This is a genomic window from Rummeliibacillus suwonensis, assembly GCF_007896435.1.
In the GTDB taxonomy this organism is placed as follows: domain Bacteria; phylum Bacillota; class Bacilli; order Bacillales_A; family Planococcaceae; genus Rummeliibacillus; species Rummeliibacillus suwonensis.
Window position 1 is genome coordinate 14,096 of sequence record NZ_VCBL01000004.1, and the last position, 21,011, is coordinate 35,106.

The 21,011-nt window shown below is 35.8% G+C and carries 13 protein-coding genes and 2 pseudogenes; 6 read left to right on the forward strand and 9 right to left on the reverse strand.

Annotated features, from left to right (window positions below; translation table 11 throughout):
• Window positions 1-69 precede the first annotated feature (69 nt).
• Together FEU33_RS16630 and FEU33_RS16635 are read left to right on the forward strand one after the other, a co-directional pair.
• The gene (locus FEU33_RS16630; RefSeq protein WP_146550611.1) at window positions 70-1,086 is read left to right on the forward strand and encodes a FecCD family ABC transporter permease; all 1,017 of its coding nucleotides are present in this window, start codon (window positions 70-72) and stop codon (window positions 1,084-1,086) included.
• A complete protein-coding gene (locus FEU33_RS16635) occupies window positions 1,086-2,093 on the forward strand; it encodes a FecCD family ABC transporter permease (protein WP_146550612.1) in 1,008 nt (335 codons plus the stop codon). The genes FEU33_RS16630 and FEU33_RS16635 overlap by 1 nt, the downstream gene beginning before the upstream one ends.
• A gap of 114 nt (window positions 2,094-2,207) precedes the next feature.
• On the opposite strand, the gene FEU33_RS16640 is transcribed toward FEU33_RS16635, so the two are convergent.
• The 5 genes from FEU33_RS16640 to FEU33_RS16655 all read right to left on the reverse strand — a co-directional run bounded on the left by FEU33_RS16640 (window position 2,208) and on the right by FEU33_RS16655 (window position 8,154).
• Window positions 2,208-3,266: a nitric oxide synthase oxygenase gene (locus FEU33_RS16640; protein WP_146550613.1), complete on the reverse strand. Its 1,059-nt coding sequence runs from the start codon at window positions 3,264-3,266 to the stop codon at window positions 2,208-2,210.
• A 48-nt stretch (window positions 3,267-3,314) separates the two neighbouring features.
• Window positions 3,315-3,449: a hypothetical protein gene (locus tag FEU33_RS19340; protein WP_280524871.1), complete on the reverse strand. Its 135-nt coding sequence runs from the start codon at window positions 3,447-3,449 to the stop codon at window positions 3,315-3,317.
• A gap of 273 nt (window positions 3,450-3,722) precedes the next feature.
• Entirely contained in the window at window positions 3,723-4,913 is a 1,191-nt protein-coding gene (locus FEU33_RS16645; protein WP_146550614.1) for a GGDEF domain-containing protein, read from the reverse strand.
• Window positions 4,914-5,454: 541 nt separating this feature from the next.
• A complete protein-coding gene (locus FEU33_RS16650) occupies window positions 5,455-6,579 on the reverse strand; it encodes a DUF5050 domain-containing protein (protein ID WP_146550615.1) in 1,125 nt (374 codons plus the stop codon).
• 447 nt (window positions 6,580-7,026) lie between these two features.
• Window positions 7,027-8,154: a response regulator gene (locus tag FEU33_RS16655; RefSeq protein WP_146550616.1), complete on the reverse strand. Its 1,128-nt coding sequence runs from the start codon at window positions 8,152-8,154 to the stop codon at window positions 7,027-7,029.
• Window positions 8,155-9,355: 1,201 nt separating this feature from the next.
• Between FEU33_RS16655 and FEU33_RS16660 the strand changes: the two genes are divergently transcribed.
• From FEU33_RS16660 to FEU33_RS16670, 3 genes and pseudogenes are all read left to right on the forward strand, one after another.
• Window positions 9,356-12,397, forward strand: coding sequence for a hybrid sensor histidine kinase/response regulator (locus tag FEU33_RS16660; protein WP_186731465.1), 3,042 nt, complete (start codon window positions 9,356-9,358; stop codon window positions 12,395-12,397).
• Between the two features lie 532 nt (window positions 12,398-12,929).
• Window positions 12,930-13,563: pseudogene (locus FEU33_RS16665) on the forward strand (IS4 family transposase); the annotation flags it as partial.
• A 570-nt stretch (window positions 13,564-14,133) separates the two neighbouring features.
• Window positions 14,134-14,718, forward strand: a complete 585-nt coding sequence (locus FEU33_RS16670; RefSeq protein WP_146550618.1) for a DUF5626 family protein — start codon at window positions 14,134-14,136, stop codon at window positions 14,716-14,718.
• A 141-nt stretch (window positions 14,719-14,859) separates the two neighbouring features.
• Here FEU33_RS16670 and FEU33_RS16675 read toward each other — a convergent pair.
• Window positions 14,860-15,194, reverse strand: a pseudogene (locus FEU33_RS16675) (IS3 family transposase); the annotation flags it as partial.
• Between the two features lie 319 nt (window positions 15,195-15,513).
• On the opposite strand from FEU33_RS16675, the gene FEU33_RS16680 reads away from it, so the two are divergent.
• Window positions 15,514-17,001: a catalase gene (locus FEU33_RS16680; protein ID WP_146550619.1), complete on the forward strand. Its 1,488-nt coding sequence runs from the start codon at window positions 15,514-15,516 to the stop codon at window positions 16,999-17,001.
• A gap of 207 nt (window positions 17,002-17,208) precedes the next feature.
• Here the strand turns inward: FEU33_RS16680 and FEU33_RS19185 are convergent, their stop codons facing one another.
• The 3 genes from FEU33_RS19185 to FEU33_RS16695 all read right to left on the reverse strand — a co-directional run bounded on the left by FEU33_RS19185 (window position 17,209) and on the right by FEU33_RS16695 (window position 20,399).
• A complete protein-coding gene (locus tag FEU33_RS19185; protein WP_244951067.1) occupies window positions 17,209-18,459 on the reverse strand; it encodes a right-handed parallel beta-helix repeat-containing protein in 1,251 nt (416 codons plus the stop codon).
• A gap of 127 nt (window positions 18,460-18,586) precedes the next feature.
• Window positions 18,587-19,513, reverse strand: a complete 927-nt coding sequence (locus tag FEU33_RS16690; protein WP_146550620.1) for an NAD-dependent epimerase/dehydratase family protein — start codon at window positions 19,511-19,513, stop codon at window positions 18,587-18,589.
• Entirely contained in the window at window positions 19,491-20,399 is a 909-nt protein-coding gene (locus tag FEU33_RS16695) for an NAD-dependent epimerase/dehydratase family protein (protein WP_146550621.1), read from the reverse strand. Before FEU33_RS16695 ends, FEU33_RS16690 begins: the two co-directional genes overlap by 23 nt.
• Between the last annotated feature and the right edge of the window lie 612 nt (window positions 20,400-21,011).

The window sequence follows — 21,011 nt, forward strand, 5'->3', positions numbered from 1 at the left end:
TTGATTTTCGTAAGAGGAACTTACTGCTTGTTAATGCAGGATAAACTGTACTGAGAAAGAAGATGTCACATGAAGAAAGAAAAAAAAGCAATAAACAAAGCCTCAAGCATCACATGGATGATCGTAGCCATTGGTTTATTGTTAATAAGTGTAATAGTATCTATTCATCTAGGAGCATCAAATTTAAGTTACAAAGATATTTGGACTTCTTTGTTCCATTATGATGAATCTAATGCAGCACATGTAGTGGTACGTGAATTACGTCTACCTCGAGCAATTGCAGCAATCCTAGTAGGTTCTGCTTTGGCCGTATCTGGTTCAATTATGCAAAGTATGACAAGAAACCCTCTTGCTTCACCATCCATTCTCGGTGTTACCGCAGGAAGCACATTTTTCATTGCCATCGCTTTAGCCATCGTACCTGCCATCAGTTTTTCAAAATTAATGTTTTGTTCATTTGCTGGGGCTGGTTTAGGCGCTGGTCTTGTATTTGGATTGATCGCTTTTGCAAAGGGTGGAAACTCACCTGTTAAATTAGCATTAGCTGGTTCTGCTATTTCGGCTCTACTTAGTTCGCTATCAACTTTTATTAGTTTAAAATACGATATCTCAAAAGACTTGAGTTATTGGTATGCAGGAAGCATATCAAGCGTACAGCCACAACATATCCACTTTGTTGTGCCATTTATCGTCATCGGATTAGTACTGGCACTTTTCCTTGCAAGATCAATGACCGTATTAAGTTTAGGGGACGAAATAGCCACAGGGCTTGGACAACGGACCCATTTAGTGAGGTTAGGTGGCACCATTGCTGTTTTATTGTTAACAGGAGCTTCGGTCTCAATTGCTGGAATGGTAGGATTCGTCGGTCTTGTTGTTCCACATATTGTTCGCTTTATTGTTGGACAAGATTATCGTATTGTCATACCCTTTTCAGCCGTATTCGGAAGTGTGTTATTGATATGGGCAGATATGGCTGGCCGTATGATAAATGCACCTTTCGAAACACCGGTCGGAGCAATCACAGCATTAATAGGTGTTCCTTTTTTCTTATATCTTGCTCGTAAAGATGGGAGGGACTTTTAATGCGAAACACGAAATTTGCTTTAGTCTGCGGAATAACATTTCTAGCTATTATCATTTTCTTTTTTGTGAGTATGAATGCCGGTTTTATCCATATCCCTTTGCAAAATGTTTTATTAACATTATTCGGGCATGGAACGGAAGAAGATCATATGACTATTTTCCAATTTCGACTACCACGAATTATATTGGCTATCTTAATCGGTGCCGGAATGGCTGTTGCAGGAGCTATTTTACAAGGAGCTTCACGAAATCCATTAGCCGACCCTGGTATTTTAGGGATCAATGCTGGCGCAGGCTTTGTAGTAGTGCTCTATATGTTTTTAGGGCGAGGTACTTCATTTTTAGCAACAAAAACTTCTGTTTTCATCATGCCTTTTGCAGCATTTTTTGGTGCGTTGTGTGCAGCTTGTCTCATTTATGCTTTGGCTTGGAAAAAAGGAAGGGTAACGCCAAGTCGTTTGTTACTAGTAGGTATAGGCGTTAATGCAGCATTTAATAGTGGCATTACCATTTTACAGATGAAAATGGAACCGACCGATTTCACAAAAGCGCTTGTATGGCTGTCTGGAACAATTTGGAGTACAAGCTGGCAATCGGTTTGGACATTATGTATATGGTTGCTGATACTACTATTATTTGCTTTTTCAAAAGCCTATGTGTTAGAGGTATTAAACTTAGGAGATCCAATAGCCATTGGTCTTGGGACAAACGTGGAAAGAGAACGTCGCCTATTGCTCATTATAGCTGTTGCTATCGCTGGTGGCTGTGTAGCCGTTGGTGGCGGCATCACATTTTTAGGTCTAATCGCACCACATATGGCTAAAATGTTAGTTGGATCAAGTTATCGCAAAATCCTACCACTTAGTGCATTAATCGGTTCATTGTTACTGTTGCTTGCAGATACATTAGGAAGAGTCATCATAGCACCCGCTGAGCTACCAGTAGGGATCGTGATATCGATTCTAGGTGTCCCTTACTTTGTCTACTTGTTACTCAGAAAACTATAGCGTTAATAGGAATCACTTCTAATCTCAAATTGGATCAGTCAACGCCTGTTCTAACCATATAATAGAAAGAAAAAGCCATTCACCTTATAGACTGAATGACTTTTTCTTTTTCTATCAATAAGGTCTTTTCTGATGAGAATAACCTGGCAAGTTCTTTGTATTATCATATGGCCTATGGAAAATATGTGTTGTAGCTGGTGATAGCGGTGGGATCAGCCATGTCCAGTTTCCTGTTACATCACGGTTTGCAGAGGCTTCATTTGCTTCAAAGCGTTTAAATTGTTGTGCCGCAGTATGATGATCGACAATACTAACACCATCTTCTTTAAAGGAATAAAGCACTGCTATATTTAATTCTACTAACGCACGATCACGCCATAAGTTGGCATTAGATGAAGTATCCAATCCCATACTCTCCCCAATGATCGGCAACATATTATAACGATAGTCATCCGCTAAATTACGTGCGCCGATTTCTGTTCCCATATACCATCCATTGAACGGTGCCGCTCCATATGTAATACCACCTACTTCGAGCTTCATACTTGAAATGATTGGCACGGCGTACCATTTTAAATGTAGATCCGTAAACCAATCGAATTCTGGATGACGTAAAGACACTTCTTTAATATATTCTTTTGGAATATCAAAGAAACAAGGCTTACGATTTTCAACTTGAATAACCAATGGCAAAACATCAAACTGTCCACCATTTCCGTGCCACCCTAACTTTATACATTCTTTTGTAAAGGCAAGAGAATCTGAATCACCAATTACAGTGCCATCCTCTTGTTCATAGCCTGCATAACGAATCAGCTGGTGATTCCAAATACGAACTTTTTGTGGCTCGAAAATGGATATAGTAGGTCTTATTTTACCTTCATTAGTCGCAAATTCAATATGTTCTAAAAGCTTCTCATAAATCGTTTCTTCATCTAAAATAGAACGTTGATCCTTCACCTGAAGGGTTTGCCAAAATAATCGCCCTATACACCTGTTGCTGTTTCTCCATGCTACTCTTGCTCCAAAGGCAAGTTCATCTGAAGTATGGGTATATTGTCCGTTCTTTCTAATATCCTTCTCAACTTCCTTTAATCTTTCTTCTAACTGATCTACCGGCAAGTTATTTTCCATATAATACATCTTTATAAAATCAACAGCCTCATCTAACATCGGCTAAAAACCTCCTATAAATTGAATGTCCATCAGTGGGGGTTTTCTTCATTCCCCCACTGAAATAGAGGAACTCAGGTTAAAAGCGCCACGTCCTGTAGCAACACCTGAGGGACCAACATCCTGCCCGTCCGAACCAATCGGACTTTTACGGGCAGTTGATCCCCCATCTATCTTTGTCATTTCTCTCTCAATCTTGAGATGGGGGTCTTACTGCCCGTTAAAGCGGGATAAACTCCAAGTACCTCTTTATCATAAATGAAATATTCTAATGAAAAAATATGTAGATTAAATACTGATTTATATTTCAGTAGATCCTATTCAACAGCATCGCCGCTTGAAGTACCTAATCCTAACATATCACCCAAAAACAACTATGAAAACCCATACAAAAAACGCTTGAAGTATAGACTCCAAGCGCTACGATTTAAAACTATCGGATGGAACATTCATAGATTAGTTTACGATCAAATACGAATTTCTTCCTTGATTTTTCACATGATATAAAGCGTGATCGGCATGTTCGATCACGCCTTCCAATTCTACAGGAGTTGCACAAAATCCCATTGAGGCTCCAATACTCACTGTTACAAACTGAGAAACACTAGAATCATTATGTTGAATACTAAGTTTTGAGATGGCATTTTCTATCTCCTGACAAATACTATTCATTTGCTTTTTAGACAGATCTGTTCCTACCACGATGAATTCTTCACCACCCCATCTAACAGTTGCATGTCCATTTTTATCTGCAATTCGCGCAATACTTTGAGCAACAGCCTTCAAAACTTCATCGCCACTGGAATGTCCGTATAAATCATTAAAGTACTTAAAATAATCAATATCGATTAATATAATTGATACCATAGCGCCTTTCACATCAAAATTCTCAAAAAGACTTTGAACATGCTCTTGAAAACCATGGCGATTCAAAACACCTGTTAATTCATCATGGTGTGCTTGTTTAGCTAACTGTTTATTGGTTAATTGTAACTCCCTCGTTAGCTCCATATTTTTCTCTAATTCATGCTGCCACTGCAATTTCGTAAAATAAGAATTTATAAATGCCCTATATACGATTCTCGATAGTAAAAATGATACAAAGACCATAAGTAAAAATAAATAGAACAACGAGCCAACACTCGTATTATGAGGGTGAATAATTAAAATACTGGCAATAAAAATGATTGTATTCAGTAAATTCCATACAATCACCTGTTTCAACGCGATATAAAATATCGAAGAACATACAAATACACATAGGAAGTACATAAAAATATATTTGTATTCTAATGGGTCGACGAAGGAAGCTGTGATCCCCCAAATGGTTGATAGCATTATATAGGTATTAACAATCTTTTCCCATTTAGCAATTTCCTTATCGTTCCAGTTTGACTTTCCTACATGACTATTAACAATATAAAAATAAATGCCATTAAACAAGCCAAATGTTATATATATAGGTAAAAAATCATTAGAAGAAGGTGGTTGGAAATTTGAAAATAATGGAGCAAAAATATCAAAAAGACCAATCCAAGCAACTACACCCATAAACACTTTTGATATTAAAAGTATTCTCGACATATTCTCTAGCAATCTATTTTGTCGAAAATCCATTCTCTTCTCCAGTTGGTTATCGCTATGCATTTGCAATCACTTCCTTCAACCTTCCTCTTATCTACCCAAAATTCCTATAGAGTGAAAACTTCATGCGGTGGAAATTTTCTTTATCCCCCGCTATGTATTAGTTGAACTAACCGAGCTTTTGCTGGTAGTTGTTCCCCCTCTCTTTCTGTGTAAAAAAATTTTTCATGTACAAATCCAAGAGCAATGGCTCACGAATATTTACTTGAATCTTGAAATGGGGAGATTACTGCCTGCAATGAGCTCTATTGCCTGTAATCCGCATATATAATATTGTTACTTTTCTTCAATAATTTGTATAATTATACACATAAATTTTATTATCGATATTTAATTATATTAACCTATTATCACTAAACAAATTCTGAACAATTCAATATTCTTTCACGCGTGTTGATCAAAAGGGGAAATTTATATTTTTTACCAAAATAAAATGCCCTAAAAGATTTCAAAATAACTCTCTTTTAGGGCATTATCTTTTATTTATCTCATCCAACAAAAGAATAACTATCACTGGATGAGATTTGGACCTATCACTTTGGTATTAAAGTTTTATTTGACGATACTTACCAGAAGCAAATTCTTTATAATATAAAACTTTACCGTTCATATATATATTGACAACATGCATACGCTTTATTTGCTTTTTACTTTTTCCGTTAAGCTTTACTTTATATAAATAACCACCATTTGAATAATTGCTATAGTAAATCCATTGACCATATATAGTAAAATACGGAACCCGATCAGAAACTACCTTTGATGTCTTTTTGCTGCTTTTATTCATTTTATAAAGAATATTATTTTGTGCATTGGAGTAGTAATAGTATCCACTTTTTTCAATCATATTTTCCATATTGTGAAAATAGTTATATTGACCACTAGTAGCGTTCGGATAGTCACTTTCTGTCCATTTATGATCTTTTTTCAATTGATTGTTTGTTAATAGAAAGTAATTATAATTAACTACCCCTTTTTTATTGGGGACTGGATCATCCCATGTTGTATCCACGTGATAATATTTTCCGTTTACTTTTACTAAATTCCATGAATGATCTTCACCATCCGCTGTTCCAGTTACATAAATAGATGCTATACCTGCTTTTTTTAACAACACTTGCATTGATTTCGAATAACCATCACAAACCGCTTTCTTATTGATCAACGCACCATAGGTTTGATAAGAATCAGCTGGAACTTTATTGTTTAAATAGTTCTTATAATCGTATTCTACATTTAAGACAAGGTAATCATGAATAGCCTTTACTTTTTCAAGATCACTCATATTTTTTTTAATACTTTTTGCAACAATTGTTTTTACAGCTGCATCAATCTTACTTTTCTTTTTGAGAATATCCTTTTTACTATTATTATATTTAAATTGAATAGTACCATCAGAGCCTACAGTAACTGAATGATAATAGAAAATCTCTGGTGTTTCTTCAACAACCTGATTGACTATATTTCCAACATTTTCATAATTAACCTTTTGAGCATTAAATTGAGCGCTAGTATCTATATCTAACATACTTTTCAGTACAATATTATATACATTTTGCTGTTCTTTACTTAATGTATGTACAGAATTCGCTTCCTTTGCAAATCCTTGTATTGGAGAGATACTGACTATTAATAAGATGGATACCATAATTTCTATTAATTTCTTCATCTATATCATTCCTCTCACTTCTTTTTTTAAATTATAATAGAAATGATATAGAAAAATCATAAACTATTAGTTCTAAATACTAATTTTATTTTTTGAAAATAGTTAGTATAATGACCTATACACTAATTTTATGCATTCAAAAAAACATGTATATAGATATTAATACCTATCCATGATTTAAATTAAGTAAAACTTAGGGCTCTTCATCCAACTGCATATTGATGGAACCATCGAGTTTTTACGAGCAATTGCTCCCCACTCTTCCTGTTGCCCTTAAATGCACTTAACACACGCCCGCAAGCAAGCCGTAGCGGAAATCAGCAAATACATTATATTTTGTGGTGGAAATTGGATAATCAACGCACCTGTTTTAACAAAAGAAAAAGCTATCCAGCAGATACGGTTGAATTCTGCTGAATAGCCTTCTTATTGATCCGATTAAATTTACTACGTTCTATTAAAATAATTATTATTCAACGCCACAATATTCCTTGGTATGCTTACCCCTAACTCTTCCTTTAAATTGTGTGCAATCGTTTGGAAAACTTCTTTTACTTTTCCAGTATTATTTTGCTCACAATAATGCTTTAATAATTGATACATGGTTGCTTCATCATATGGATTAAGCTCTAACATCTTCTCCAAACTTTTTCCCACTAACTCTGTATGTTCATTTTTACGTCTTGAACTTACGACAAATTTTTGGAGATAGTGAAAAACTTCTTGCTTGAGTTCTTGCTGATACTGTATAGACCACATAAAATCTTCATTTTCCATATATTCTCCGCTATATAGCTCTATAACTTTCTGGACCTCTAGCACATTCAGACGCTCTGATTGAATAATCTCTTGAATTTCTAATACGTCACTTTTTATGGGTACTGCTAATTTGTAATGATCATTGACTAGTATTATAGGTTTCTCTATCCCAATTTCCTTCAAAGCTTTTCTTAGCTGATAAATCGTTGTATGCAATAAAGCGGTTGCTTTCTCGGCTTGTTTATCCGGCCAAAGTTCCTCGGTAACTAGAGATTTGTGTATCGGGTGATTACGATTATGCCAAAGATATGCAAATAATTCCTTTACTTTTTTTGTACGCCATTTTACTTCATCATTTTGATAGTCAAATAATCTAAAGCTACTCATAAAAGATGCATATAAATCCTGTCTGGAGGTATCTGCATCAACTAGCTCCTCTCTACTTTGATATAAAGTTAACTTTTCCTCTATCTTTTTAATAGCCTTTTGCAGCCTTTTCATACTTACGGGTTTCAATAAATAATCAATCGCATTAACTTCAAACGCTTCTAAAGCAAATTGTGGATAGGCTGTTACAAAAAGAACTTCGATATGACTATATTTCTCCACTATTTCTTCTGCAAATTCGAGACCATGCATACCTGGCATCTCCATATCAAGAAAAACAACATCAACCTGTACTTTTTCTAAATCTTCTAACGCCCTAATCGGATTCGTATATTTTCCTACAATTTCTATATCATTTAATTTACAAAGCATAATCTCCATAACTTCTAAAGAAAGCTCTTCATCATCAATTAATAGCACTTTCATCATTATCTACCTCTGGTAATATTATTGTGATTTTCGTTCTGCTTCCTGTTTTAACGGGAATGCCAGTCCATTATCCTTAACTATATTACTTTATCTTCTCACGCGTGTTGATTTTACAAAAATTAGGGGTGTTTGTTTGGCATAGTTTTTGAAAAACTCTGTATTTTTAAGACCATTTATATAGATTGGAGCGGAGGTTTGCTCGACTCCCGCGGGAAAAGCGAATAGATGAGACCCCGCAGCGTAGCGAGGAGGCTCAGCATTCGCCCGCAGGAAAGCGAGTAAGCCGGAGCGGAAATCAACGAATCTCCCTATTTTTATGGATTATATTGGATAATCAACATACCTGTTATCTTCTACCTCTTTATAGGATACGACTAAATCATTCAATTATCCTGCTGCTGTTAAGAAAAACGGCAATACCGCCAATGATGAATCATCCTTTTCTTATGACATCTCTTTATATCCAGTGAACTAAATATCTATCATTATTGTAAAGGAATTACGATAATGATTGTTATATTTTTGTATGGTTTCTAAAGAAATGTTTAATAATGTATAATCTTATTCATCATTTCACTCGTATTTAAAGAAAATTTGTCAGGCATATTGATTAAAAAAAAGATAAGTATTGGGTGCAAATTTAAAAAATGCTGTATCTTTAGCTCTATTTGAATCAATTTCATAAATCATTTTCTTCTTAAAAAATACGAACATTTAAGAATAACTAATTTTGATAGTTGTGGAGCGGAAGACGGCGACTCCTCGAAAATGCATGCGCATTTCCTTCGTGCGGTGTGAGTTCAAGGAGGCTTATTCAAAGTCCTACGGGAAAAGCTTGAGCTGAAAGCCCCGCAGGAACAATTTAAGGGCCGAAGCCTAAGTTCGCCACGTCCTGTGGCAACGGCTTCGGGGTCAACATCGTGTTGACCCGAGGAGATTGAAGCCTAGCCCGTGGAAAGCGCCGTCTGGAGCGGAACAAAAATTTCTGAATATTAATGTTCATGTTGATTTAAAATGTTCGTGTTTTTTATCTGAATTTTACATTATGAAATTGATTCATTTATATAGAATTTATTTTAAACAATGATTGTCAATATACCTATACTCGTTGTACATTTAAAAAGGAAACGATGATGAAAGGCTTGAGTATATGAGGAATAAAAAAAGCTTCATATCCATATTGATTGGGATTTTGTTCATAATGACTGGCAGTATTTTAAACGCTTTCGGCGTATTTGATTCGAATAGCCATGCTGCCAAAAATGGCGTCCTTTCTTTGCAAAATTGGAATAGCGGAGAGGAAAAAACGGTTAAGCTTAATGGAGAATGGGATTTTTACCCTAATGAGTTGATTACACCAGATCCTTCTAAGGATCAGTTTCGTCCATTCAGCTCGATACGTAAATCAATTCCAGTGCCAAAAGCCTGGGATCAGTATCTAGCAAAAAAGCCTACCCCATTTGGATCTGGTACATATCGTTTACGAATAAAGGTACCCAAAGATGGACGATATGGCATAAAAGTAAATACAGTTCGGAATGCAAGTAAAGTATTTATCAATGGCATAGAAGCAGGAGCTGCGGGTGTTCCCTCTAAAAGCAGTCAAAAGTATCAATACGATTTTCGAAAATATGTTGCCTTTGGAAATAGTAAAGATAAAATAGTTGAAATCGTTGTACAAGTAGCCAATAAAGAATATGCTCGAGGCGGCATTGTTCAGCCCATTGATTTTGGCAAACCTGATCAAATTTTAGCAAAGCAAGGGCTTGCTAGGCTGATCGAGGCTTTTCTCATCGCAGGTTATTTACTTTATTCACTCACTTATGTCACCGTACATATTCAAATCAAGCATCATCTATATGAATTATTCTTTAGCCTTTTTTGCTTAGCACAAGCTGTATACATTTCGACTGTCAATGAAAGATGGCTTTTTATACTATTTCCCAAGGTTCACCCTACAGAACAATTTGACATTCAGATGACCGCTATGGGTCTTATGTTAATATTTTTCATATTATTTTTATGTACCTTCTTTCATATGAAAATCACAAAGGTACTTGCATTTTTATGTAGTACATTACTTTTTCAAGTAATTCTATTTGGTATCATTTGTCCAACAACTGACATTATGGACTATGTTCCATTGACTACTATGCAAACACTGGTTACTACTATTTCGGGTATTTGTTTCTCTTACGTTTATGTTTTATTGTTCCGAGCATTTATGCGAAAAACAGATGAATATTCCTATGTACTAATAGTCGGCCTTTCTTTTATTTCTTATGGAATATTGTTGGCTATTGAGTTTTTCTTCGAAGTAGAAATTGGTAATGGTACGTTACTTATGTTTTTAGTAATGGTATCTGCCCTGTCCCTGTTAATGAGACATCGTTATCAAGCAGCTCTTTATAAAGCAGAAAAATTATCCAACGAGCTGCTTTTACAAGACAAATTAAAAGATGATTTCTTAGCAAAAACATCACATGAGCTTAGCACTCCATTACATGGGATCATTAATCTTTCTCAAACATTAATGGAAGGAGCAGAAGGACCCCTTCGTAAAAAACAGCAAGAGAGCCTACTATTGATCCATACAGTCGGTAAAAGGTTGTCAAAAATTGTAGAAGACCTCTTATTCGTATCGAATATTAAACAAGGAAGAACAAGGCTCACTTCCAAACCTATGAATATTCGAGTGGTAGAAGAAGTGCTAACTGAGATGGTTTATCTAATACCTTCTTCCAATGATTTAACGTTAATCAATAAAATTCCTAATGATTTGCCGCTTATCTTTGCAGATGAACAAAAACTGAAACAAGTCCTTTTCAATCTAATTTATAATGCAATCAAATTTACAAAGCATGGCTCTATTACGATTACTGCAAAACCCTTTAAGGATCATATGAGCATATCCGTCACAGATACAGGTGAAGGGATAGCTAAAGAACATATAAAAAGGATTTTTTCTTCGTTTTATCAAGTTAAAAATGATCCAACCTATACAACAGATGGTCTTGGTTTAGGATTAAGTATTACAAAAAAAATTGTTGAAGATTCAGGTGGACAAATTTCGGTGACTTCTGAAGTCGGGAGAGGTTCTTGTTTTACTTTTACAATGCCGCTCGCCTCTGAGGAACAATTGCAGCAATGGAAAATGGTTGTAGATAAAAATGTACCCAACACAACACCAGAGATTGAAAACAATCTAACATCCATCAACCATTTATTATCAACAAAGGTGAACGGGACAAAACCATATACTATTCTGTTAGTAGATGACGAACCAGCTAACTTAAAAGTGTTGATGAACATGATGCACTCTTTGGACTATAGCGTTATTGCAGTTGATAATGGTCAGGAGGCATTAGATACATTAAAAGCAGAAAAAATAGATCTCATTATTTTAGACTTAATGATGCCGGGAATGTCTGGTTATGATGTTTGTCAAGTTATTCGTCAGACATATGATTTGGTTGAATTACCAATCATTATGTTAACAGCTGCTGGACGAATTTCTGATTTAACCATGTCCTTTCAAATGGGTGCCAATGATTTCTTGCAAAAGCCTATCGATTTAGAAGAATTAAAAGTACGTGTAGAATCTTTGTTACTGATGAAACAATCTTCTAATGAAGCGATCAAGCATGAGCTGAGCTTTTATTATGCTCAAATCAAACCACATTTCTTATATAATACGATCAATACCATAATAGGTCTTAGTTATATTGACGAGGAAAAAACGCGTGATGCCTTACATTATTTAGCGATTTATTTTCGGGCCAAATTGAACTTTCAAAGTCATCATACCCTTGTTCCGCTTGATGATGAATTGGAATTATTAAAAGCTTATTTGGCTATCGAGCAGATTCGCTTTGGTGATCGACTAAAAATCGTTTACCAAATTGATGAGACCATTGATATTTTGATTCCTTCTATGACGCTTCAACCTCTAGCAGAAAATGCCGTACAGCACGGAATTATGCCACGAAACCAAGGTGGAACTCTGTGGATCACGATAGATCGTGAACAAACGGGCGTAAAAATTGTTATTCAAGATGATGGCGTGGGAATCCCACTAAAGAAGCAGCAGGAACTCCTAAGCGGAAAAAATAAACGAGTGGGATTTACAAATCCTTTAAACAAATTATCTTTGATGAAAGGCGCGACCTTCCAACTAGAAAGCGAAGAGGGACAAGGCACAAAAATTACGATTCACCTGCCTGAAAATAGGCATAGAGAATAGAGGTTGGGACAAAAGTATTCTAGCTAATAAAAAATCCGAACAATAACGTGGAATTCTATTTAAAATTTCACATTTGTTCGGATTTTCTTTTTATTATTATTCTATTGAATCTATTTTATAATGAGGAATTTGTACAAAAAGCATGAACATTTAATATATATTTTTTCGTAACATTCAGTTTTGTGTTCCGTTCCAGACGGCGATTTCCGCGGGCTTGGCTTCAATCTCCTCAGGTCGACACGACGTTGATCCCGAAGCCGTTGCCACAGGACGTGGCGAACTTAGGCTTTGTTCCTTAAAACGTTCCTGTGGGGCTTTCAGCTCAAGCTTTTCCCGCAGGACTTTGAATAAGCCTCCTTGAACTAACACCGCACGAAGGAAATGCGCATGCATTTTCGAGGAGTCATCTTCCTCCACTTCACACCATTCTAAAAGATGTTCATCATCGAATAATCGTATTTTCTCAAAGAAAGACGCTTTATGAAATTGATTTTATTAAGTTCAATTATTCGGTTTTGGGTAGGGTTAATTTTGTTCTGTCCCAGCCTTAGTCCTCACGAATGCAAAAGAACATAATCGTGGCCAATTAGAAATGCTAGTAGACAATAAAGAATGCATGTACGTGTTTGACCGTGGTTACTTCGACTACGAACAATTCGGCCACATGACAGACGATGACTATTTCTTTGTCTCACGCTTTCGAAAAAACACCGTCACACGAGTGCTAGAACCACTTGAGCTCTCTGAGGATTCGATGGTATTGTCCGATGAAATGATTCTAATTGGAATTACACAAAATCGTGCGGAAAATGCCTTTCGTCTCATCAAAAGTACTGGATTCAAAAGACAACAAGTTACATTTGATCATCAATCAGTTTGACTTAAGGGCAGACGAAATGGCTGAATTGTACAAATCACGTTGGTCTATCGAATTGTTTTTGAAATGGGTGAAACAACATTTGAATATCAAAAAGTTTTACAGTCACAGCGAACAAGGAGTGCATCATCAAGTATACATTGCAATGATCGTCTACTGTTTAAACGTACTGGCTCAACTCAACACGAACAGTTCACGAACCCATTTACAAATTAGTCGGTGGTTAAAGGAAGCCCCTTGGAAACCAGCATGCACTTGGATTCAAAAAATCAAAGGAAGTGCTGTCCCACAAGGATTCATTATTTCTGTCGCTCTCGTCAAAGGTTATAGTAAAAAATGGATGTTTACTACTTCTGTTTGAGTATCTTCGTTTTTCTTCTAGAACGAGAAATTAATAAAACAGAAAATTTAGTGAAAATTTCTGTAATTAATCATAAAGAAGAGTGATTGTTTTTGATAGCCATTCCACCCTGATAGGTGAATTTTTTCATTAAATTCGTTATTTTTAATATTTTCTATAAAAAGATATTTTCAAAAATACGCATTGCGTTTGAAGAACATTTAGGAATCGAACTGTCAATCTTATGGTAGGGAAGGCTTAGGGAGTGTACATACACTCCCTAAGCTGATGTTTAAGCTGTTTTTTAGTTAAAGGGGGAATTACACCCTAAATTCCCCTTTAATATACGTAATGTGGAAGTTAAATGAAAATATATACAGGAATAACTATTTTCATTTAATCTATAAGCAATAGATAATATCTGATCATCCAACAATTAATATAAAAAAGAAAATATTGACAAATAATATTTATAGTGTAATATTTATAATATATTACATTAAAAAGGGGAGAGAGTATATGCAAAATGTTAGTTTGAAAAACAAGTACGCATTTTTGGTTGGGAGTGTATTAGTTTTATTGTGTTTATTCACTTTTATTAAAACTGATAAAGCATTCGCTGCTGAATCTAACAGTGTTAATACTTCAGATTTATCAGCTACATTTGATTTAGAAAAAAATCAAAAACAAGAAACTCAAATGGACTTACCTAATGGGGAAAAAGCCACTGTAGGTATTGAACCAGCAACAACTATCTCACTTTTCGCTACCTATCCTGTTGATCCTGGTACACAAACATGGAGAGTTTATTACGATGCAGGAACATTAGCATCTGAATTTTATGCCACAATATATGTACCTAAATCAGGTTATTCTAAGATCAAATCAGTTTATGGAGAAAGACCGATAAGAATTATAGGTGGATCTGTATCATCAGAGACTTTAAAACTTGTGAGATCAACGGAAACTTCTTCACAAGCTGCTTATGCTTACTATAAAATTGTTACAACTTGGATTAACGGATGGGGTTCAAGTAGTCCTACATTACATTTAAAAGTTGCAGGAAAAAAAGTAACTACAGAAGCTGAAGGATTCTTTTGGTAAGTAAAAATGGGATTATTTAGTTTTTTAGTCATCTTAACGCTTATGGCATTGGTTGTATATTTAATCATTCATTTTTTAAAAAATAGAAAAGGGTAGCTAATTTAAACTGGCACCTATGTCAAGGACACAATAAAAAAGAGATTAAGTAGCTAGAAGATGGTTTCTATATTGAATAGGAATCATCTTTTTTAAATTCCACTGATAGCGGTAATTAGTATAGTAAACCATGTAATGATTTATTTTTGACACTAATTCCTTCAAGCTTTTTGCCGATTGATCATCGACATCATCCTTCAGATGGCCAAAGAATGACTCCTGTGTGGCATTATCTCAACAGTTCTCTCTCCGTGACATAGACTGATCCAAACCATATTTTTTAATAAGCTTCTGGTATCGAGGGCTTGCGTAGTGGCTTCCTGATCTGAGTGGATAAAAGCATCTTTATAGAGCGTAACTTTCTTATTGTTCATCAATTTATCCCGCTTTAACGGACAGTATGACCCTCATCTCAAGATTTAAATAGAAACGAGTCCTGAAAATGTACTGGCAGAATACAAGTCAAACCCAATGGTGATGGACTAAAAATCTATAAAAGAATATTTTTACTCTTCTTTAAAGAAATAATTATGAAATATAACATAATAATTACCTATTTAGGGAATAATTTAAATTATACTTACTATTTTTAAAAATTAATTATTAAAATAGAATCATTATAATTTACTTTTAATTATTAATCTGTTATAGTTATGTTCGAAAAGGCAATTCTAAGATTTTAATAGGAGGAATCATTTCATGACAAATGATCGAAACAAAAAGTTAACTACTGCCGCTGGTGCTCCTGTCGTAAGTAATACAAATTCGATGACTGCTGGTAAACGAGGTCCCATTCTTTTACAAGATGTTTGGTTGATCGAAAAACTAGCTAACTTCAATCGTGAAGTCATTCCAGAACGCCGTATGCACGCCAAAGGTTCAGGTGCTTTCGGTACCTTTACAGTCACTCATGACATTACAAAATATACAAAGGCAGCTATTTTTTCAGAAGTTGGCAAGAAAACGCCTATGTTTGCTCGTTTCTCTACTGTAGCAGGTGAACGCGGCGCTGCTGATGCTGAGCGCGATATTCGCGGTTTTGCCTTAAAATTCTACACAGAACAAGGTAACTGGGATCTAGTTGGGAACAATACACCTGTATTCTTCTTCCGTGATGCAATGCACTTTCCTGATTTAAACCATGCTGTAAAACGTGATCCACGTACAAATATGCGTTCAGCAAATAACAACTGGGATTTCTGGACAAATCTTCCTGAAGCATTACACCAAATCACTTATGTAATGGGTGACCGTGGTATTCCAAGTGACTATCGCCATATGCATGGCTTTGGTTCTCACACTTACTCTATGATCAATGCTCAAAATGAACGTGTTTATGTGAAATTCCATTTTAGAACTCAGCAAGGTATTCAAAATCTAACAGATGAAGAAGCAGCTGAAGTAATTGCTAAAGATCGTGAATCTTCACAACGTGACCTATATGAAGCAATTGAACGTGGCGAATTCCCTAAATGGGCCGTGTACATCCAAGTAATGACAGATGAACAGGCAAAAAATCACCCTGATAATCCATTTGACTTAACAAAAGTTTGGTATAAAAAGGATTATCCACTAATTGAAGTTGGGGAATTCGAGCTAAACCGTAACCCAGAAAACTACTTTGCAGATGTGGAACAAGCAGCATTCTCACCTGCTAACACAGTACCTGGTATTAGCTTCTCACCAGACCGCATGCTACAAGCCCGCCTATTCTCATATGCAGACGCACAACGCTATCGTTTAGGTGTCAATCATTATCAAATTCCAGTCAATGCGCCAAAATGCCCTGTACACACTTGGCATCGTGATGGCGCTATGCGTGTAGATGGCAACTTGGGTGGCACTTTACACTACGAACCAAATAGTTATGGTGAATGGCAAGAACAACCTAAGTTCAAAAACCCTGCCGAACCATTAGATGGCCCAGCAGACATTTACGACTTCCGCGAAGATGATGACAACTACTTTGAACAACCAGGTAAATTATTCAACATCATGAGCCCAGATGAACAACAACGTCTATTCGACAACACCGCTCGTAATATGGAAGGCGTTGAAGACTTTATCAAAGAGCGCCATATCATCCACTGTTATAAAGCCGATCCTAAATACGGAGAAGGCGTTGCGAAAGCATTAGGAATCGATATTCATACAATTGATGTACTAAAAGAAATTCAATATCACTAAAATTTATCAAACTTAACTAAACATTCGACATCATATCCAAAAAAAGACTGTAAAACAAACGGTTGCACGCTGTTTGCTTACAGTCTTTTTCAATAGGATGTGGATGCTAAATCAATTGAAATCGTTATAAAAGGTTTCGGAGTGAGAGTCTGTGCTGTTATAAAAGTATAAAAGGTTTAAGGATATTTGTAGAGTTTATGATCTTGATTAGCCTGCTCTTTGATCAGATATGGTTGCATTATCATTATTCTCGCTTAAAACGGTTAAATCATCGTAAGGTGGTCCTGTAGTTGTTCCAGCTAAGAGTACTATATCGAATTCATTGGCTGGTATACCCCAAGAATTTCCGTCGATTACAATTAAAGCCCTGTCAACTAACAGACCGCCTTTTGTGTTGTAAATAGTATTGCCACTGATCAACCCAGTTACATTTGGATTAATATAGATGCCCGTTCTTAAAGAATAGAAAACATTATTTTCGACTAGTAAATTTTGTATACTAACTTGTGGTACAACCGCTCTGTTCACAACCCAATTGTCCATTGGAAGAGGTTGATCAGGTCCATATATTGTGTTGCCGACAAGACTCGTATTGTCCCCGCCTACTTGAATAAATTCTTTTGCATAAGCAGTTTCACTAGTAAGTGTCAATCCTTCGATTCTTGTATTATCAGCTGTGATTAACAATGGAATAATATCTGCTTGCAGCATTAGAATTGTGCCAGCTACACCTTTTACTGTAAGTCCTTGTTTATTGATGTTAATCTGCGTTGTAATCGGATATGTCCCTGCAAGGATATTCAGGGTACCACCAGCCGCTACAGCAGCAAGTCCTTCTGCAATTGTGCCAAATGGATTTGCTAAACTACCATTCCCACTTGACCCTTGCTGAACATAAATATTTAATGGATCGACGATTTGACCAATTGCTGTATCTAGTGCTAATTGAACTGCAGCTACACTTGGGTAACCATCAACAGGTCTATTATTTAATACAGTAGTGGCCACTTCTTCTTTTTCTACTTCCGTAAGGGTGTTGTAAGCGGTTAAATCTAACCCCAAACCTGGGTCTTCAATTGCTGCCTGCATTTCTTGTGCTGTTTGAGCGTTATTTACAGCATCTAAAAACGGATTTTCGCTCGAACCCGTTAATACATAATCCGTTTCAACTTTAGTGACTGTCAATATATCATTGGTATTCAGTAAATTATCCAATTCAGTATCTAATGCAGTTATAAATTGGACTTTACTATACAAATCATCGGAATATATAGTGAAGAAGTTTATACCATTTAGATAAACATTTACTGGATCCCCATAAGTAATTGTCTTTGTTTCACCAGGAAGAAGCTCAAATGATTCTGTGCCAATATTACTGTATGGGATATTATCTTCTCTAATATAAATAGTAATCTGTAATGTTGCAGGACTGTTGTTGACAAATGTTTTTTCAGCCATATTTTTGCCTCCTCTCTTTCATTATTTAGAAAGAAAAATAACATCTTTCCACTACTACAATATGAAATGAATAAAACTATTAAGGGGCACTTGAATTAAATTTAGCCAAAAAGATTGTTCATTATTTTTAAACTATGTTTTTTCTTTGGAAATTTAATATTTCTAGTATGGACTGGTCAAAAGGAACTGCGGGTGCCCATCCAAGCTCTTTTATAGCAGTTGCATAAATCATCGGTGTTATCTCCTGTTGTTCGGTCAGAGAATGTACCTCAAAATCTATCGTAGAAATTTGTTTCAAAATATCCGTAATTTCTCCAATGCTTCTCATTTTTTCTGATGCAATTTCATATACTTCACCAGTTTTTCCTTTAGAAAATAATAATCCATAGGCTTTTACCGCATCTCTTACATCAAGAAAATTTCTTTTTGCTAATAAATTATGGACTACTAGCTTTTTTTCTTCCTGCCCTTTTTCCATCCTTGCTACTTTTTGAGCCAGCAGAGAGCATACCCCTGTTGAATGACCTGGTCCTATTAAATTGGAAGGATTGGCTATGATGACGTCTAATTCAAATAAAGAACCATATGCTCCAGATAGACCTGTTTGAATCGTCTTGCTTAGAGCATATGGATGTTGAAATGAGGAAGGGAATGATAAATTCGATTGCAAAACGGAACCCACTATAATGGTTTTAGAATCGTTTGATTCTGTTCGAATGGCATCAAGCAAATATGCTGTACACATCACATTTGACTCGAAAGTATTTATGGGATCAGACCATGACGTAGGTACAGAGTTTTGCCCAGCAAGATGCAAGATAAAGTGTGGTTTTATCGTATGCAATATTTTTTTGATGGATTGTTTATCATTAAGATCACAAAGTCGTTCATTTATATTTTTATGGGGAGGAATTTTGGAAGGCGTTCTTACAAGAGCATAGACCGTATATCCAGCATTTGCAAAATAGTGGCATGCATGCAAACCCGTAAAACCATTAGCACCGGTTATTAATATACTGCGCTGTTCCGTTTTATGTGGTCTGGTTGTATGCATGATATAGCCCCTCAGAAATTGATATGCTAGGTTGCCATTTTAAGTAATCTTTTGCAAGCTGGTTTGAAAGACAACTATGCCTGATATCGCCTACACGTGAGGGAGCGATTTCTTTAGTAATAGGTAGTTTGTGTATTTCGGATATAAGTTCTAATAAATCATTTATAGAGATACTTTTACCAGTGCTAATATGGAGTGTTTGATGGTCTGCTTTATCGACAGCGGCTATATTGGCCGCTACTACATCTTTTACGAAGATAAAATCTCTTGTTTGCTCTCCATCGCCATGAATGGTTATTGTTTCTCCTTTTTTTAATCGATCTAGGAAAACTGAAACAACCCCTCCATCCCCTTTTGGTAACTGTCGAGGTCCATAAACATTTGCATATCGTAAAATCGTATACTGTAAACCGAAAAGGTCATGGAATATCCTAATATATGACTCTGCCGACAATTTGGAAAGACCATAAAATGAAGAAGGAACAGTTCGCTCATTTTCCGTAATCATATCGCGTTGAATATTCCCATATACGGCAGATGTAGAAGAAAAAATAAACTTGCGTACAGACGAGCCAACACAGCTTTGAAGTAGATTAATGGTCCCATCAATATTAACTCTTGCATCTTCTATAGGATTTTCAACTGATTTACCAACATCCGCTTGTGCAGCCAAATGAAATAGAGCATCTGGTTTTAAATCCTTTATGAGGCTTTTTATTTTTGGATGACAAATATCAATGTCATACAATTCGGCTTTTTCGTTAAGATTGGACAATTTGCCAGCGCTAAGATTATCGATCACATAAACTTTAGCACCTTTTGCAATTAGTTCGTCAACTAGGTGGGAACCTATAAATCCAGCTCCACCAGTCACAATTGCCTTCATTCATCATTCTCCTTTTAATTATATAAATGATAATTTTTCTTTTCCTCTTAAGAGAATCAATTTCATAGATACTTGAATCAATTTCATAATGTAAAATTCAGATAAAAAACACGAACATTTTAAATCAACATGAACATTAATATTCAGAAATTTTTGTTCCGCTCCAGACGGCGCTTTCCACGGGCTTGGCTTCAATCTCCTCGTCACTACGTTCCTGCGGGGCTTTCAGCTCAAGCTTTTCCCGTAGGACTTTGAATAAGCTTCCTGAACTAACACCGCACGAAGAAAATGCATGCATTTTCGAGGAATCGCCGTCTTCCGCTCCACAACTATAAAATTAGCTATTATTAAATGTTCGTATTTTTTAAGAAGAAAATGATTTATGAAATTGATTCACTTTTTAATTTTTAAACATTCGAGCGATTTATGTTCCGTTACAAACGGATGCTTTCCGTGGGTTTGGCTTTAGCTTCATCGTCCCAACATGATGTTGGCATCAGAGTTTCTCCGCAAAGCGTAAGTGACAGATGTGAGGCCGTTGTCATAGGACGTGACACTTTTGGGTTCTGTTCCTCAAGCTTTTTCCTGTAGACCTTTCAGTTCAAGCTTTTC